A 16980-nucleotide genomic window follows, 5' to 3' on the forward strand; every position below is an offset into this window, starting at 1 on the left:
AGGCTGCGTCACGACCGGTCATGGCGCAGGATTTCGCGGGTGATCGAGGAAAGCCCGACCACCTTTCCAACACCGCCCCGGGCGATCGCCTCCTTCGGCATTCCGAACACGACGCAGCTCTCTTCGTCCTGGGCCAGCGTGAAGGCGCCGGCTTCGCGCATCTCGCGCATCCCGGTGGCGCCGTCGTCACCCATGCCGGTCATGATGACACCGACGGCATTGGCCCCAGCGCAGTGCGCGGTCGAGCGGAACAGCACGTCGACCGACGGCCGGTGGCGGGAGACGAGCGGCCCGTCCTTCACCGCCACCAGATAGCGGGCGCCGCTGCGTTGCAGCAGCATGTGCCGGTTGCCCGGCGCGATCAGAACCTGTCCGCGCAGAACCGTGTCGCCGTCGCGCGCCTCGCGCACCGTGACCTCGCACAGGCTGTCGAGGCGACGGGCGAAGGCCGCGGTGAAGCTTTCCGGCATATGCTGGACGATGAGGATGCCGGGGCTGTCGGCGGGCAACGCCTCCAGCACCTCGCGCAGGGCCTCGGTGCCGCCGGTCGAGGCGCCGATGCAGACGATGCGCTCGGTCGTGCGCGCCATCGCCCCTTTTCCGGGCGCCGGCATCATGACATCGGCGCTCAGCTTCGGCTCCGGGATGCGGGGGCTTGCGGTCGCCTGCGCGGCAACGGCGACACGCGGGCGCGGGCGGACGCGGGCGCGGGCCGCCGCCTTGACCGTGTCGCAGATGCGCACCTGGGCGTCGAGCAGGCTCTGGCGGGTGTCGATCCGCGGCTTCAGAATGACGTCGGCGGCACCGGCTTCGAGCGCCTGCATCAGGGTCTCGCTGCCGTCCTCCACCAGGGAGGAACACATCACCACCGGTATGGGGTGCTGGCTCATCAGCTTGCGCAGGAAGGTGATGCCGTCCATGCGCGGCATCTCGACGTCCAGGGTGATGACGTCCGGCGCCTCCTCCCCGATCCGGCGGACGGCGGCGTAGGGATCGGCTGCCGTCCCCATCACCTCGATCTCCGGATCGGACGACAGGATGTCCGTCAGGGTCCGGCGGACGGTCGCGGAGTCATCGACGATCAGCACGCGTATCCTCTGGCTCATCGCTCAACTCCGGATGAAGATTGCGGAGCCGGCCTGTTTCAGCGGCAGGTCCATGTTGGTGATGGTCTCGCTGTGGCCGATGAACAGGCAGCCGCCGGGGCGCAGATGGCCGCACAGCTTCTCCAGCACCTTTTTTTGCGTCGCCTTGTCGAAGTAGATCAATATGTTGCGGAAGAAGATCACATCCATGTCCGTTGAAACCGGATAGGCCGGATCCATCATGTTGAGTCGGCCGAAACGGACGGACTGGCGGACCGGCGGCACCAGCCTGACCGTGGCGTCCTCCGGGTCGCGCGACCGCATCAGATAGCGGGATGCGAAGGGCTCGGGCACCATCCCGGCCATATCGGCGGGATAGATGCCCATCCTGGCCGTGGCGAGCGCCTCCGTGCAGATGTCGGTCGCGACGATCTCGTGGCGGATCGGCATGCCGGCGCGTGCCTGCTCCAGCAGCAGCATGGCCACCGTGTAGGGTTCGGCCCCGGTCGAGCAGGCGGCGCTCCAGATCTTCAACGGGCGGTCGCGGCCGGGGTGATGGGGAAGGCGGGACAATGCCGGAATGGCGGTGCCCATCAGGTAGCGGAAATGGTCGATCTCGCGGAAGAAGTCGGTCTTGTTGGTGGTAACGGCGTCGATCAGGTTGACCAGTTCGCCGTCCAGCCCGCCGCCGTCCAGCACATGGCGGCAATAGGCGTTCAGGTCCGGCAAGCCCAATGTCCTCAGCCGGCGCCGCAGCCGGCCTTCCACCATCGTCCGCTTGGTCGGCGGCATGCGGATGCCGGTGTGGGATTCGATGATGACGGCCAGCCGGCCGAAATCCCGCGGCGACAGACCGTCGCGGGAAGACGGCGGAGCCGGTTCGCCGATGAACCGCGGGGCCTCGACCTCGCTCATCATGCCGCGTCCGCCCTGCCCAGCAGGGCCACGTCGTCCTGGGCGAACAGGCGGGCGATGTCGAAGACGATGACGAAGGTTCCATTGGAACGACCGATCGCCTGGATGCAGTCGGACCGCCAGCGCCCCCCCACCTGGGGCGGCGTTTCCAGCTCCTGACCGTCGAGCGACGTGACTTCGAAAACCCGGTCGGCGACGACACCAACGGTCAGCGGGCCCCCCCGCCCCTCGGCCGGCAAGCTCCCCTGCCCCTGCTGGGGCACGTCGAGCACGATGATCCGGGTGTTGGCGGTGGGCTGGGCCGCCGGCAACCCCAGCTTGACCCGCAGGTCGACGGTGGGCACCCCTTGTCCCCGCACGTCGATCATGCCGATGAGGAACGGGGGCGCGTGCGGCAGGCGGGTGATCGGCTGGAGGTCGAGGATCTCGCGCACGATGCCGACCTCTATGGCGAACACTTCGCGATCGATGCCGATCGTCACATATTGCGCCGGTTCGCGGGGCGCGGTCGCGCTGGTCATCTGCGGCTTCCGGTTCGGGGGGACGGGGGCTGCACTCCGGGGACGGCGCTCCGCGCGCCGCCCCCTCCCGGTGCGATCAGAACGCGCTGTAGCGGGCGTCCAGCTCGTCGGGGCCGTTGCCGCCTTCGAGCGCGATCTTCACCCCGCGGTCCTTGCCGTTCGGCTTCGCCGCCGGCTTGTGCGGCAGGGCGATGACCGAGGCGGGACGGCGGGAGGCCTGGGCTTGCGTCGGCCGCGCCTGGGCTGCCTGGACGGCCGGGCTCCGGACGGCGGACCGGGCGGCGGCCTTCTCCTCCACCGTGAAGTAGGAGATCGTCCCCTGCAACTGTGTCGCCATCGAGGACAGTTCCTCCGACGTCGCCGCCATCTGTTCCGACGCGCTGGAATTCTGCTGCGTCACCTTGTCGAGCTGCTGGATCGCCTGGTTGATCTGCTCGGCGCCGATGTCCTGCTCGCGGCAGGCGGCGCTGATCTCCTCGACCAGTTCGGCGGTCTTGCGGATGTCGGGCACCAGCCGGGCCAGCATCTGGCCGGCCTCCTGGGCGATCTTGGTCGATTCCGCCGACAGCGAGCTGATCTCCGCCGCCGCCCCCTGGCTGCGCTCGGCCAGCTTGCGCACCTCCGAGGCGACCACGGCGAAGCCGCGGCCATGCTCGCCGGCCCGCGCCGCCTCCACCGCCGCGTTCAGCGCCAGCAGGTCGGTCTGGCGGGCGATCTCCTGGACGATGCTGATCTTCTCGGCGATGGTCTGCATCGCCTGCACCGCCTTGTTGACCGCCTCGCCCGAGGACTGGGCGTCCTTGGACGACTGGCGGGCGATCTTCTCCGTCTGGGTGGCGTTCTCGGCGTTCTGCTTGATGTTGGCGGCCATCTCCTCCATCGAGGCCGACGCCTCCTCGGCGGCGGAGGCCTGTTCGGTGGAGCCCTGCGACAGCTCCTCCGAGCTGGCCGAGAGCTGCTGGCTGCCCGCCGCCACGTTGTCGGAGGCGGACAGCGCGTCGGTCACGACGCCGCGCAGCTTCTCCAGCATGGTTTCCAGCGCCATGCCCAGCGTGTCCTTGTCGGACAGCGGACGGGCCTGGACGGTCAGGTTGCCGCGGGAGATTTCCTCGGCCACATCCGCCGTCGCCCGCAGGTTGGCGGTCATGCTGTTGAGCGCCGTCACCAGATCCTTGATCTCGTCGTCGCTCGACACCTCGACCTTCTGGCCAAGGTCGCCGACCGCCACCGCGTCGGCCAGCCCGACCGCCTTGCCGAGGCCGCGGGCGATGGAAATCGCGATGTAGGCGCCGGCGGCGATGGCGATCAGCAGGGCAAGGGCGACGGCACCGATGGTGAGCGCGCGGATCTGGGCGTAGGTCGCCTCGGCCGCCTGCTTGTCCGCCGCCATGCCTTTTTCGGCGTCGGCGACCAGTTCGTTGGCGGCCAGGCCCAGCTTGCTGGCGGCCGTGCGAACCTCGCCGATGGACAGCGCCAGCGCCTTGACTTCGGTGTTCTTCAAGGCCAGGGCGACGGCATCGTTGGTGATGCGCTCGTAAGCGCGATAGCGGTCGAGGAAGCTGTTGAACGCCCGGATGTCTTCGTCGGCCGTCAGGCGGCCGCGGATGTAATCCTGCTGCTGGGAAATGTTCTTCAGAAGATCGGGCAGCGGCTTGAGGATCGCAGCGGTCGCCACATCGTCGGGAACAAGCAGGGAATTCCTGACGATGATGCGCGCATTGGCCCAGTCCGTCGTCATGCGCCGGACCAGATGGGCGATGGCGACCTGTTCCCCCGTCGCCTGGGACCCATTTTCCACCCGATCGAGCAGGGGCCGCAGGGCCTCCTGCGCCGTGGCGACCGAATCGTTGCCCGAACCGGTCAGCAGTTCGGCACCCTTGGAATTGGAGTGGATGCGGCCGATCGATCGGACCTTGTCCTGGGCGCTGGTGAACTCCGTCATCAGCGCCTCGATCTGAGTCGCCTTGCGGTTGCCTTCGGCATCGGCGATCCGGTGGAACTGCTCCAGGATCCCCTTGAACTCCTCCCGGCGGGCCAGCATCCCCTTGTCGAAGCGCTCCATGTCCTCTTCGTTGTTCGACAGCAGGAAGTTCTTTTCCTCGCGCTGGAGCAGATAGACCGTGGTCGGCATCTGCCGGGCGATGTTGATCCGCTGGGCGGAGACGCTGACCAGCTGTTCGATCTTTTCGTTCAGATCCGACAAGCCGTTCAGGGCGATGCCGGCGGTGGCGGCGGACAGCAGGATGACCGTGCCGAATGCCGCGACGATTTTGGCTTTGATGGAGATGCGCATGGTCGTTCCTTGCTGGTACGGCGCGCCCTGTTGGTGGGACGGGGCCGGTCGGGCGGTTTCCGTTGGCCGGAATTTCAGTGGGTCAGTGGGTCGTGACGATCCGGACGATGTCCGGAATGACGATGAAGTCGTCGCCGCGCTTGCCGATTCCCTTGATCAGGTCGGGGTTCCAGCGCATGCCGATGTCCGGGGTTTCCTCGATCGAGGCGCCGGCGATGCTGGTCACCTCATGGACCTTGTCGGCCAGCAGCCCGACCACGGTCGGTTCCCCGTCCAGCAGGATTTCGACGACGACGATGCGGGTGTCGATGGTCGGCGGCGTGCGGTCCATCCCGAACCGTATCCGCAGGTCGGCGAGCGGCACCACCTTGCCGCGCACGTTGATCAGATGGCTGACCAGCGGCGGCGCGCCCGGAACCTCGGTCTGCGGAACGATGTCCAGGATCTCGTGGACCGAATTGGCGTCGATGGCGAAGATCTCGCCGCCCAGCCCCAGGGTCAGCGCTTCGAAGGATCGGGTTTCGGTGACGGTCATGTCGTCCCCCTGAAGTCAGTCTCTTGAAGAGAGGCCGGCGCGGTGCCCGGCGGATGTCACGAGGCTTCGCGCCGCGGCTCCTGGATCTGTCCGGCCGCGACGATCTGGGCGATGTCCATGATCAGCGCCACCGACCCGTCGCCCAGGATGGTGGCGCCGGAGAAGTTGGCGACGTCGGCGTGCAGCTTCGACATCGACTTGATGACGGTCTGGTGGTCGCCCAGAACCTGATCCACCACCAGCCCGACCCGCTTGTCGCCGGAGGAGATGATGACGACCTTCTGGTAGAGATCGGGAGGATGGCGGACGCCGAAGCTGTCGCGAAGCCGCAGGAACGGCACCAGCGCGCCGCGTATGTTCAGGAAATTGCGGTTGGCGTGGCGCCGCTCGACGTCCGGCGGCAGCTCCACGCATTCCTCGACGGCGAACAGCGGAATGACGTAGCGCCCCTGCCCGACCCGGACCAGCAGGCCGTCGATGATCGCCAGCGTCAGCGGCAGGCCGAGGGTGATCTCGGTGCCGCCGCCGGCGGTGCTGGACACCTCGATGGTGCCGCGCAGCCCGTCGATCGTGCGTTTGACCACATCCATGCCGATGCCGCGCCCCGACACGCTGGTCAGGGTCCGCGCCGTCGAGAAGCCGGGATGGAAGATCAGCTGGAACAGTTCGGCGTCCGACAGCTTGGCGCCGGGCGGGATGAGGTCCTGCTCCTCGGCCTTGGCCCGGATGCGGTCGCGGTCCAGCCCGCGCCCGTCGTCGCGGATGGTCATCAGCACGCGGGTTCCCGCATGGCGCGCCGACAGGTGGATGCGGCCCTGCGGCGGCTTGCCCGCCGCGACCCGGTCGGCCGCCGGCTCCAGCCCATGGTCCAGACTGTTGCGGATGATGTGGACAAGCGGATCGTTCAACCGCTCGATCATCGTCTTGTCCAGCTCGGTCTCCTCGCCGGACATCGTCAGGACCACGTCCTTGCCGAGTTCCTGCGACAGATCGCGGACCAGCCGGCGGAACCGGCCGAACAGCGATTCCACCGGCACCATGCGGATCCCCATGGTGATGTCGCGCAGCCCGTTGGACAGCCGCTCGATCTCCTCGGTGACCGACTTGATCTGAAGATCGACGCCGTCGGAAATGAGCTGCTTCAGCCGGGCATGGGCGATCACCAGTTCGCCGACCTGATCCATCAGATCGTCGAGCCGTTCCGCCGGAACACGGATCGAATTGGTCGCCGGCTGCGCCCTTCCCTTCTCCGGCCCGGCCTCCGCCTTCGACGGGGCCGACGGCCGCGCCTGCGGAACAGCGTCAAGCGGCTCCTGGGGGGACGGGGCGGGCCCGTCGGACGCCATCGCCAGCACGGGCGCCGATACCGATGCCGATGCCGATGCCGATGCCGACAGGGGCTCGATCGTCAGCTCGGTCTCGTCGATCACGAAGATGAACACGTCTTCGATGGTCGAGCGCGGGTGGGCGGTGGTGAGGATCACGTCCCATGCGATGTGGCAGCGGGTCGGCTCCAACTCCTCCAGAGGCGGAACCCCGTCGGTCAGGGCGACGACCTCGGCCTCCCCCAGCTCGCGCAGTTCGTCGAGCAGCAGCAGCGGGTTTGTTCCGCGCTCGAGCACGTCGGGGGCGAGCCGGAAGCGGACGCGCCAGCTCGCCCGGCGTTCCGCATCGTCATGCTCCTGACGAGGGCACGCCGACAGCGTGGCGCTGCCGCTCTGTTCGACCAACCGGGCCAGGATGCCGTCGCCAGCCGCGGCGTCGGCGCTTGCCGGATCGTCGATCAGGATGCGGATGTGGTCCTTGGCGGCAAGGGCGATGCCGATCATGGCGGGCGTCGCGGCCAGTTCGCCCTTGCGCATCCGATCGAACGCGCTTTCCAGATGATGGGTGAAGCTCGCCGCGCCCTCGAACCCGAACATCGAGCCGGAGCCCTTGATCGTGTGCAGAGCGCGGAAGGCCGTGTCGAGCGGCTCACGGTCGGTGGGATTCTGCTCCAGCTGGAGCAGCGCGGCTTCGAGATCGGCCAGCAGTTCCGCCGCCTCTTCGCGGAAGATCTGGCCCGGATCGCCGGCGGTCATGCGCCGACGATCTTGCGGACGACACCCAGCAGCTGGTCCTGCTGGAACGGCTTGACGATCCAGGCGGTGGCGCCGGCCGTCTTGGCTTCGGCCTTCTTGCCGGTGTCGGACTCGGTGGTCAGGAAAACGATCGGAACGCCGCGATAGGCCGGCAAGGCCCGCAATTCGCGGATCAGCGCCAAGCCGTCCATGTTCGGCATGTTCAGGTCGGTCAGCACCAGATGGAAGGTGCCGGACTTGGCCTTGGTCAGCGCTTCGCGCCCGTCTGCGGCCTCCACCACTTGGTAGCCGGCGGAAGACAAGGTCAATTTGACCATCTGGCGCATGCTCGCGGAATCATCGACGGCGAGGATCGATTTCGTCATGTCTTTACACCCCCCCAGCCCAGAATGCCTGATCCGGACGCGGAGGCCCGGACTTCGCGACGAGGCCACTGCGCTCCAGTGCGTCGGAGAGCGTCCGGGCAAGTGGCTGCCGCAACCGCAACTCCACCCCACGCCGCTTGGCCACCACCCGAGCCGAGATGAGGGCTTGCAGAAAGCAGACATCCACCTCTGTCACCGCCCGGCAGTCGACCTCAACCACCGAGGCCGTCTGGAGCGCGTCATTCAAGTGATTGCAGATGGCTTCGATGGATATGATCGTCGCCGGCTTGTCAAAAACAACCGTGACGTGTGGGGTTGGGTCGGCCATTCGTCGGCTCCAGGAGGCGCGGATGTGTTCCTCCGCAGTCCTCCCTGCTTACCGCATATGTCGATATCGAAAATATCTAGGAGCAACCCCTATACAGCATTGAGATACTCCCTTGCACCGTGGTCACCCTGCCGCGCATCTTCGGCTTGACCGGCGACACGGCTTCACCGCCTTTCACCGCACGCCCGAATACAACTTTTGGTTATTTCAGAACCTTGCACGCTTCCTGCTGAACGTCCTTGCCAACACCTTTGTCCCGGACGAGCCGCCCGTCATCGGGGTCGAGCACACCCTGGAGCGGCGTCGTGGAACGCATGTTCGTCCAGCCAGCCATTGCTTTAATTCCGCCCGATCCTTGACGGAGCAGACAGTCACCAGCCGCGGGTTGCGCTGGACGACCGCTGTTCTACTGGTCGAGATTCCCATTACCAGTCATATCTGGGGACTCCCGGTGCTGAGCGCGCTGGTGCCGAGCCGCGCTTGGTGCGAAGCGCAGGGCCGACCGTGGCCTCGATGCCCTGCTCGGCGATCCCGCCACTCGTTGATCAAGACCGCTTGGAACTCAGGCGTACCAGCGGTTCAACGCGTCGTTCAGAGAATCTGGTCCGCACCGCTAGCACACACCCAGCACATGCTGCGTTGCAGCATATATGAAACAAGAACTTCACTTGGTTCGATTGCAATTGAAAATCCCCGTGTCGGTGGTTCAAATTCCGTCCCTGAGCATCATCCCCCTCTCCGTTCCAGAAATTACGTAAGCCCGGTTCCCACGGGACGTCAGCCCACCACCTCCGGCGGCGGGGTGCGGTCGAGCTTCGGGGTCATCGTCTCCAGCAGCGGCAGGGCGGCGCCGCCCAGCGCGGCGGTCAGGCGGCCGGTGGTGCCGGCGATCACGCGCGGCACGCCGCGGTGGCGCCGGCCGGCGACGGAGGTCGGCAGCGGATCCAGGGCGGCGATCAGGGCGGCGATGACGCCCTCGGGCAGGATCCCGCCGAAGACGATGGCCTCGGGGTCGAACAGATTCTCCAGCGTCACGATCTGCGGGGCGAGCCGGGCGGCGGCATCGGCGATCCAGCCCGTCACCACCGGATGGCCCTCGCGGTGCAGCCGGTCGATGGCGTCGCTGTCCACGGCCCCGATCCCGGCGGCGGCGAGTTGCTCCTCCAGCGCCTGTAGGGAGGCGTACTGCTCCAGGCAGCCCCGGTTGCCGCAGGCGCAGGCACGGCCGCCGGCCTCGACGACGACATGGCCGATCTCGCCGGCGTTGCCGAAGGCGCCGCCGAACGGCCGCCCGTCGATCATGATGCCGAGCCCGAGTCCCTGGCCGAAATAGAGGTGGCAGAAGTTGCGCAGGCTGCGCGCGGCACCGTGCAACCGCTCGCCGACGGCGGCGGCGGTGGCGTCGTTGCCGAGCAGCACCGGCTCGCCCAGTTCCGCCTCCGCCAGAGCGGCCTCGATCAGCGCCGCCGGGTCGAGCCCGTCCCAGCCCCCCAGCGTGGTCGGCCCGCCGGCGATCAAGCCATCCACCCCGAACGGCCCCGGCATCACCACCCCGACGCCGAGCAGGGCGGAGCGGCGGATCGAGCCGGTGGCGCGGATGGCCGCGACCTCCTCCACGATCAGCGGCAGGACATGGGCCGGGTCGGTGGCGGCGATGGGCCGCTCGCGCTGGGCGCGCAGCCGCCCGGCGAGATCGACCGCCAGCGTGGTCAGCCGGTGCGCGCCGATCTCGATGCCCAGCGTGACACCGCCATCCGGGTTGACCGCGAACTGGATCGGCGGCTGCCCGCGCCCGCTGCGCCGCCGGCCGTCCTCGACCAGCAGCCCCTCGGCGAGCAGTTCGCCGACGATGTTGGACACCGCCTGCGCCGTCAGATGGGCGATCCGCGCGATGTCGGTGCGGCCGAGCGGGCCATGCAGGCGGACGGCCTCCAGCACGACCCGGCGGTTGTGCGAGCGGCTGCGTCCGGGGTTGTTGCCGATGGCGTGCTGCGATGGCGGCGTCATTCTGGTCCTCGCGGCGTGGTGCGGAGCCTTCGCCCCCGGAACGGAGGATGCGGTCGTCTCATGAATAACTCAAGTTAGTTATCTTATTGACAGGGTCGTCGGGGGTGGGTCACCTTTGTGTCAGCGGCGCGGCAACAGCGACCGTGGGTGAACCAACAACGCTCGCAGGCCCGGCCTCGCGCCGCCGGCCCCGATGGAGGTGACGCATGCGGATGTCGAAACGGATTGCCAGGAATTCCTTCACCAAAAAGCTCCTCGCCGGTGCGGCCTTCGGAATCGGGTTGACGCTCGCCGGACAGGCCGGGGCCGTCGAGATCGAGTATTGGCAGTACATCTTCGACACCCGCGTCAAGGCGATGGACCAGCTGATCGGCAAGTTCCAGGCCGCCAACCCCGACATCAAGGTCAAGCAGACCACCTTCCCCTACGCCGACTACCAGACCAAGGTGTCGGCCGCCGTCGCCGCCGGCAACGGCCCCGACGTGGTCCAGCTCTTCTACGGCTGGCTCGACGGCTTCGTCGCCGCCAAGCTGATCCAGCCGCTGCCCAAGGATGCCTTCCCCAACGCGGCGATCGAGGCCGACTTCTTCCCCATCGTCTCGGCGATGAAGCGCGGCGACGACTATTACGGCCTGCCGACGGCGGTGCGCTCGCTGGCGCTGTTCTACAACAAGAAGCTGCTGGCCGACGCCGGGCTCGACCCCAACGCCCCGCCCAAGACTCTCGACGACCTCGTGACCATGGCCGAGAAGACCGTCAAGCGCGACGGCGCCGGCAACATCACGTCGGAAGGCTTCGCGCTCGACATGGCCGGGCAGGACCACCAGTGGTGGCGCGAGGTGCTGGTGCGCCAGTTCGGCGGCGCCCCCTACGCCGAGGGCGACCGCAAGGTGACCTACGGCGACGCGGCCGGGGCCAAGGCGCTCGCCTTCTACACCGACCTCCAGCTCAAGCGGAAGGTCGGCCAGCTCGGCTTCATGGACGAGGCGCAGGCCGCCTTCAAGGCCGGCAAGGCGACCTTCACCATCGACGGCACCTTCCGCCTCGGCGCCTTCTCCGCCATCAAGGGCTTCGAGTGGGGCGTGGCGGAGCTGCCGGCCAACGCGCAAGGGGTGCGCAGCAACTACGCCAGCTACTTCGCCAACGCCATCACCGCCAAGGCCGAGGGCGAGAAGAAGGCCGCCGCCGCCAAGTTCCTGTCCTACCTCACCTCGCCCGAGGCGATGGAGGTCTGGCTGAAGGTGGTGGGCGAGCTGCCGGCGCGCCGCGCGGTGGCCTTGACCGACGCCAACCTCGCCAACCCGATCCACGGCCCCTTCCTGGCCGGGCTGACCAACGCCCACACCACCATGTTCGTCGACGAGGCCGCCCAGCGGCAGATCACCATGGACATGGTCAACCGCGTGCTGCTGCAAGGCCAGAGCCCGGCCGACGCCGTGGCGGCGGCGGCGACCGCCGAGCAGGCGCTGATCGACCGCGTGACCAAGAAGTGACGGGGCTGGACATGCGCGAGGCTCCGGCAACGGCGCATGGAACGGAGGGGAAGGCCGGCCGCCTGTCGGACCGGCTCACCCTCTCCACCAAGCGCGTGCTGTGGGCGTGGCTGTTCCTGGCGGTGCCGGTGGTCTTCTACGGGGCCATCCGCTTCTGGCCGACGGCGGAGGCCTTCTGGATCTCCTTCACCGACTGGAACCTGCTGCGCCCCGCCCAGTTCGTCGGGCTGGACAACTACCGGCGGCTGCTCGCCGATCCGTTGTTCTGGAAGGTGTTCGCCAACACCTTCCTCTACCTGATCCTGGGAACGCCGGTCAGCCTCGTGCTGTCCTTCGCCATCGCCTACCATCTCGACCGCGTGCGCTTCCTGCACGGCTTCCTGCGCGCGCTCTACTTCCTGCCCTTCCTGACCACCGCCGTGGCGATGGCCTGGGTGTGGCGCTATTTTTTCCAGCCGGTGCCGATCGGGCCGATCAACAATCTTCTGGCCTCGCTCGGCCTGCCGGCGCAGCCCTTCCTGCGCTCCACCGTCCAGGCGCTGCCGACCATCCTGGTGCCGGCGGTGTGGGCCGGCATGGGCTTCCAGATCATCATCTTCCTGGCCGGGCTGCGCGCCATCCCGACCTCCTACTACGAGGCGGCGCGCATCGACGGCCTGAGCGAGCGCGCCATCCTGTGGCGCATCACCCTGCCGCTGCTGAAGCCGACGCTGGTCTTCCTGGTGGTGTTCGCCTCGATCGGCTTCCTGCGCATCTTCGACTACGTCTACAACATGAACACCAACGATCCCGGCGGGCCGCTCGATTCGACCAAGCCGCTGGTGATCATGATCTACCAGACCGCCTTCAAGTCCTACGACATCGGCTACGCGTCGGCCCAGACGGTGGTGCTGTTCCTGATCCTGCTGGTGCTCTCCCTGCTCCAGCTCCGGCTGATGAGGCAACCGACATGACCGCCCTTTCGAAGGCCCGGCCCGGCCAAGTGGTGGCCTGGACCCTGCTGTTCCTCGGCGGCGTCGTGATGGTGACGCCGATCCTGTTCATGTTCTCGACCTCGCTGAAGGATTCCTCCCAGGTCTTCGACCTGCGGCTGGTCCCGGCCGAGCCGACGCTGGACAATTACCGCACCATCCTGGAGGACGGGCGCTTCCTGCGCTGGTTCCTCAACTCGCTGTTCATCGCCGTGCTGGCGACGGTCTCCAACGTCTTCTTCGACGGGCTGGTCGGCTACACGCTGGCCAAGTTCCGCTTTCCCGGCCGCCGGCTGGTCTTCCTCGCCATCCTGTCGACGCTGATGATCCCGACCGAGATGCTGGTCATCCCCTGGTACCTGATGGCGAGCCGCTTCGGCTGGCTCGACAGCTATTGGGGCATCGTCTTCCCCGGCCTGATGACCGCCTTCGGCACCTTCCTGATGCGCCAGTTCTTCGAGACCGTCCCCGACGACTTTCTGGAGGCGGCGCGCATCGACGGGCTGAACGAGTTCACCATCTGGTGGAAGGTGGCGATGCCGCTGGTGACGCCGGCCCTGTCGGCGCTGGCGATCTTCACCTTCCTCGGCAACTGGACGGCCTTCATCTGGCCGCTGATCGTCTCGACCCGCGCCGAGATGTTCACGCTGCCGGTCGGGCTGTCGAGCTTCTCGGTCGAGCAGTCGGTCGCCTGGGAGATGATCATGACCGGGGCGGCCATCGCCACGCTGCCGACTCTCCTCGTCTTCCTCGTTCTGCAACGCTTCATCGTGCGCGGCGTCATGCTGGCCGGATTGAAAGGGTGATCGCGATGTCCGACCCACGCAGCCCCGACCCGCGCAGCCTCGACCCGCGCGGCGCGGACGACAGCCGCTTCCCCGACCCCGTCTACAAGGAGACGGTGCTGCGCCCGCTGTTCGACGGCGCCAAGGCGGCGCATGTCGAGGGCTTCCGCGCCATCGACCGCGCGCATCTGGTGATGCTGGTGGAGACCGGCATCCTCGACCAATCGACCGCCCAGGCCATCGCCCGCGCGCTGGAGGCCATCGACCGCGAGATCGACGTCCCCGCCCTGACCTACACCGGCGAGGTCGAGGACTTCTTCTTCCTGATCGAGAAGGAGCTGAAGGGCCGGCTCGGCCCCGACGTCGCCGGCCGGCTGCACACCGCGCGCTCGCGCAACGACATCGACCACACGCTGTTCAAGCTGGCGCTGAAGGACCGCATCGACGGCTTCCTGGCCCGCGCCTTCGCGCTCGCCGAGACGCTGCTGCGCGTCGCCCGGCGCGACCGAGACACCCCCATCGTCGCCTACACCCACGGCCAGCCGGCCCAGCCATCGACCTTCGGCCATTATCTGTCGGCGGTGATCGAGGTGGTGCTGCGCGACACCGCCCGCATGGCGGCGGCGCGCGGCATCGTCGACCGCTGCCCGATGGGGGCGGCGGCGATCACCACCTCCGGCTTTCCGATCGACCGCGCGCGGATGGCGGACCTGCTCGGCTTCGCCCGGCCGCTGGAGAACTCCTACGGCTGCATCGCCGCCGTCGATTACGTGACCTCGACCTATTCGGCGCTGGAACTGTTCGCGCTGCATCTCGGCCGCCCGATCCAGGATCTCCAGGTCTGGACCTCCTTCGAGGTCGGGCAGATCTACGCCCCCAACGCCTTCGTGCAGATCAGCTCGATCATGCCGCAGAAGCGCAACCCGGTGCCGATCGAGCATCTGCGCCACCTCGCCTCGCAGACGGCGGCGCGCGCCCACGCGGTCGTCACCATCATGCACAACACCCCCTTCACCGACATGAACGACAGCGAGGGCGAGTCCCAAGGCTTCGGCCACGAGGCCTTCGCCCAGGCCGACCGGGTGCTGGCGCTCTACACCGCGCTGATCGAGGCGGTGCGCATCGACCCGGCCAAGGTCGCCCGCAACACGCGGCGGAGCTGCATCACCATCACCGAGCTGGCCGACAGCCTGGTGCGCCGCGAGGATCTGTCCTTCCGGCAGGCGCACGAGATCGCCGCCGCCGTCGCCCGCGCCGTGGTGGCGGTGGAGGGCGACATCGCCAGCGACGGCTACGAGCCGTTCCGCGCCGCCTTCGCCCAGGCCACCGGCCGGGAGAGCGTGCTGTCCGCCGCGGATTACGCCCGCATCGTCTCGGTCGGGCATTTCATCGCCGTGCGCGACCGGCTGGGCGGCCCGGCCCCGGCGGCGCTCGACGCCGCCTTCGCCCGCTACGACGCCGAGCTCGCCGCCCTGAAGGCGGACGCCGACGCCAACGCCGCCCGCGAGCGCGACGCCGCCGAACGCCGCGCCGCCGCCTTCGCCGCCCTTCTCGGAGACTGATCCCATGGCCACGATCGCGTTGGAAAAGCTGGTCAAGCGCTATGGGCCGACCACCATCGTCCAGGGCATCGACCTGACGGTCGCCGAGGGCGAATTCGTCGTGCTGGTCGGCCCCAGCGGCTGCGGCAAATCGACGACGCTGCGGATGATCGCCGGGCTGGAGGACGTCTCCGACGGCCTCATCCGCATCGACGGCCGGGTGGTGAACCAGGTCGAGCCGAAGGGCCGCAACATCGCGATGGTGTTCCAGAACTACGCCATCTACCCGCATGTGACGGTCGCCGAGAACATCGGCTTCGGGCTCTACACCAGCACGCTGCCGAAGGCGGAGAAGCAGGCGCGCATCCAGGAGGTCGCCCGCTCGCTGGGTCTGGAGGCGCTGCTCGACCGCCGGCCGGCGCAGCTGTCGGGCGGCCAGCGCCAGCGCGTGGCGATCGGCCGCGCCATGGTGCGCAACCCCTCGGCCTTCCTGTTCGACGAACCGCTGTCCAACCTCGACGCCCAGCTGCGCGGCCAGATGCGCATCGAGATCAAGCGGCTGCACCAGAAGCTCGGCGCCACCTCGGTCTTCGTCACCCACGACCAGGTCGAGGCGATGACGATGGCCGACCGCATCGTGGTGATGCGCGAGGGCCGCATCCTCCAGATCGGCGCACCGATGGAGCTGTACGAACGGCCAATCGACGTCTTCACCGCCCGCTTCATCGGCAGTCCGACGATGAACCTGCTGCCCGGCGCCCTGGCCAGCCGCGACGGCGCCGACGGCGTGGCGCTGGAGGACGGCGGTGCCTTCGTCCGCCCCCCCATCGCGCTGACTGGCGGTGGTGGTGGGACAAACGTGCTGCTCGGCGTCCGCCCGCACGATCTGGTGCTGACGGGCTCGCCCGACGCCGGCGCCTTCACCCTGTCCGGCACCGTCGCCGTCGTCGAGACGCTGGGCACCGAGACGCTGGTCCATGTCGACATCGGCCGCCGCAGCGTCATTGGACTCGCCCCCGGCCGGGCCGTTCCGGTTCCAGGCCAGCGGGTGACGCTGGCCGCCGACCCGGCCGCCCTGCACCTGTTCGACGCCGCGACGGAGCGCGCCTTCCCGCGCCCCCTTCTCCAGCAGCCCTGACCCATGCCGACCAACGCCGACACCCACGGAATCCTATGCCTCGGGCGCCTCTATTGCGACCTGCTGTTCACCGGACTCGCCGCGATGCCCGAGCTCGGGCGGGAGCGCTTCGCCGAGGATTTCACCCTTTCGGCCGGCGGCGGCGCCTACATCACCGCCGCGCATCTGGCGGCGCGCGGCCGCCGGGCCTTCCTCGCCAGCCGTCTCGGGCTCGACTCCCTGTCCTGCGCGCTGGAAGCGGAATTGGCGGCGAGCGGCGTCGACCTCAGCCACCTGGAGCGCTCCGCCGGGGCCGGACCGCAGCCGACCGTCGCGCTGGTGCGGGGCAGCGAGCGGGCCTTCGTCTCGCGCCGCGCCGGCAGCGCGCGCCCGGCGACGCTCGACGCGGCGCTCGCCGACCGGCGGGTCCGTCACCTGCACATCGCCGAATACGCGACACTCCACGAGATCCCCGGCCTCATCGGCCAAGCCAAGGCGCGCGGCCTGACGCTGTCGCTCGACCCGAGCTGGGACGATGCGCTGATCCGCGACCCCGCCCTGCTGGCGGCCTGCGCCGGGATCGACCTGTTCCTCCCCAACGAGGAGGAACTGCGCGCCATCACCGGCTGCACCGGCGTCGAGGACGGGCTCGACCGCCTCGCCGATACCTTTCCGCTGACGGTGGTGAAGCGCGGCGGCGCCGGCGCGCTGCTGGCCGGGGCCGGCGGCCGGCGGCTGGCGATGGCGGCGGAAGCGGTTTCCGTGGTGGACACCACCGGGGCGGGGGACGCCTTCAACGCCGGCTTCCTCGACGCCTGGCTGGACGGGCATGGGCACCGGGACTGCCTCGCGGCGGCGATCGCCACCGGCAGCGCCTCGGTCGGCCACGCCGGCGGGGCGCCCCGTGCCCGGCGGCCTGAGACCTCCTGATGACGGGATGCGA

The 16980-nt window shown here is 68.5% G+C and carries 15 protein-coding genes; 6 read left to right on the top strand and 9 right to left on the bottom strand.

The window, feature by feature from the left end; all coding sequences use genetic code 11:
• Positions 1-8: 8 nt before the first annotated feature.
• The 9 genes from J2847_RS20955 to J2847_RS20995 form a co-directional block, all read right to left on the bottom strand.
• Positions 9-1106, bottom strand: a complete 1098-nt coding sequence (locus J2847_RS20955; RefSeq protein ID WP_209780779.1) for a protein-glutamate methylesterase/protein-glutamine glutaminase — start codon at positions 1104-1106, stop codon at positions 9-11.
• 3 nt (positions 1107-1109) lie between these two features.
• Positions 1110-2003 carry a CheR family methyltransferase gene (locus J2847_RS20960; protein ID WP_233474675.1) on the bottom strand — a complete coding sequence of 298 codons (894 nt, stop codon included), beginning with the start codon at positions 2001-2003 and terminating at the stop codon, positions 1110-1112.
• On the bottom strand, positions 2000-2521 hold the full coding sequence (locus tag J2847_RS20965) for a chemotaxis protein CheW (RefSeq protein ID WP_209780780.1): 522 nt from the start codon (positions 2519-2521) through the stop codon (positions 2000-2002). The genes J2847_RS20960 and J2847_RS20965 overlap by 4 nt, the downstream gene beginning before the upstream one ends.
• 76 nt (positions 2522-2597) lie before the next feature.
• Complete coding sequence (locus tag J2847_RS20970; protein ID WP_209780781.1) at positions 2598-4814, bottom strand: HAMP domain-containing methyl-accepting chemotaxis protein; 2217 nt, start codon at positions 4812-4814, stop codon at positions 2598-2600.
• An 82-nt stretch (positions 4815-4896) separates the two neighbouring features.
• The gene (locus tag J2847_RS20975; protein WP_085552054.1) at positions 4897-5349 is read right to left on the bottom strand and encodes a chemotaxis protein CheW; all 453 of its coding nucleotides are present in this window, start codon (positions 5347-5349) and stop codon (positions 4897-4899) included.
• Positions 5350-5405: 56 nt separating this feature from the next.
• Positions 5406-7430 carry a chemotaxis protein CheA gene (locus J2847_RS20980; protein ID WP_209780782.1) on the bottom strand — a complete coding sequence of 675 codons (2025 nt, stop codon included), beginning with the start codon at positions 7428-7430 and terminating at the stop codon, positions 5406-5408.
• Entirely contained in the window at positions 7427-7795 is a 369-nt protein-coding gene (locus J2847_RS20985) for a response regulator (RefSeq protein ID WP_209780783.1), read from the bottom strand. The genes J2847_RS20980 and J2847_RS20985 overlap by 4 nt, the downstream gene beginning before the upstream one ends.
• A 4-nt stretch (positions 7796-7799) precedes the next feature.
• Complete coding sequence (locus tag J2847_RS20990) at positions 7800-8123, bottom strand: STAS domain-containing protein (protein WP_209780784.1); 324 nt, start codon at positions 8121-8123, stop codon at positions 7800-7802.
• A 777-nt stretch (positions 8124-8900) separates the two neighbouring features.
• Positions 8901-10130 carry an ROK family transcriptional regulator gene (locus tag J2847_RS20995; RefSeq protein WP_209780785.1) on the bottom strand — a complete coding sequence of 410 codons (1230 nt, stop codon included), beginning with the start codon at positions 10128-10130 and terminating at the stop codon, positions 8901-8903.
• A gap of 212 nt (positions 10131-10342) precedes the next feature.
• Here J2847_RS20995 and J2847_RS21000 point away from each other — a divergent pair, with 212 nt between their 5' ends.
• Genes J2847_RS21000 through J2847_RS21025 form a run of 6 tightly spaced genes read left to right on the top strand, consistent with a single transcriptional unit; the run spans position 10343 to position 16967 of the window.
• A complete protein-coding gene (locus tag J2847_RS21000; RefSeq protein ID WP_209780786.1) occupies positions 10343-11623 on the top strand; it encodes an extracellular solute-binding protein in 1281 nt (426 codons plus the stop codon).
• Positions 11624-11634: 11 nt separating this feature from the next.
• Positions 11635-12576: a carbohydrate ABC transporter permease gene (locus J2847_RS21005; RefSeq protein WP_209780787.1), complete on the top strand. Its 942-nt coding sequence runs from the start codon at positions 11635-11637 to the stop codon at positions 12574-12576.
• Positions 12573-13400 (top strand): carbohydrate ABC transporter permease, encoded by an 828-nt coding sequence (locus J2847_RS21010; protein WP_209780788.1) that lies wholly within the window; start codon positions 12573-12575, stop codon positions 13398-13400. Before J2847_RS21005 ends, J2847_RS21010 begins: the two co-directional genes overlap by 4 nt.
• Before the next feature lie 5 nt (positions 13401-13405).
• A complete protein-coding gene (locus J2847_RS21015) occupies positions 13406-14941 on the top strand; it encodes an argininosuccinate lyase (protein ID WP_209780789.1) in 1536 nt (511 codons plus the stop codon).
• 4 nt (positions 14942-14945) lie between these two features.
• On the top strand, positions 14946-16058 hold the full coding sequence (locus J2847_RS21020; RefSeq protein ID WP_209780790.1) for an ABC transporter ATP-binding protein: 1113 nt from the start codon (positions 14946-14948) through the stop codon (positions 16056-16058).
• 3 nt (positions 16059-16061) lie between these two features.
• Positions 16062-16967 carry a carbohydrate kinase family protein gene (locus J2847_RS21025; RefSeq protein ID WP_209780791.1) on the top strand — a complete coding sequence of 302 codons (906 nt, stop codon included), beginning with the start codon at positions 16062-16064 and terminating at the stop codon, positions 16965-16967.
• The last annotated feature ends 13 nt before the right edge of the window (positions 16968-16980 follow it).

Source organism: Azospirillum agricola (genome assembly GCF_017876095.1).
Lineage (GTDB): Bacteria > Pseudomonadota > Alphaproteobacteria > Azospirillales > Azospirillaceae > Azospirillum > Azospirillum agricola.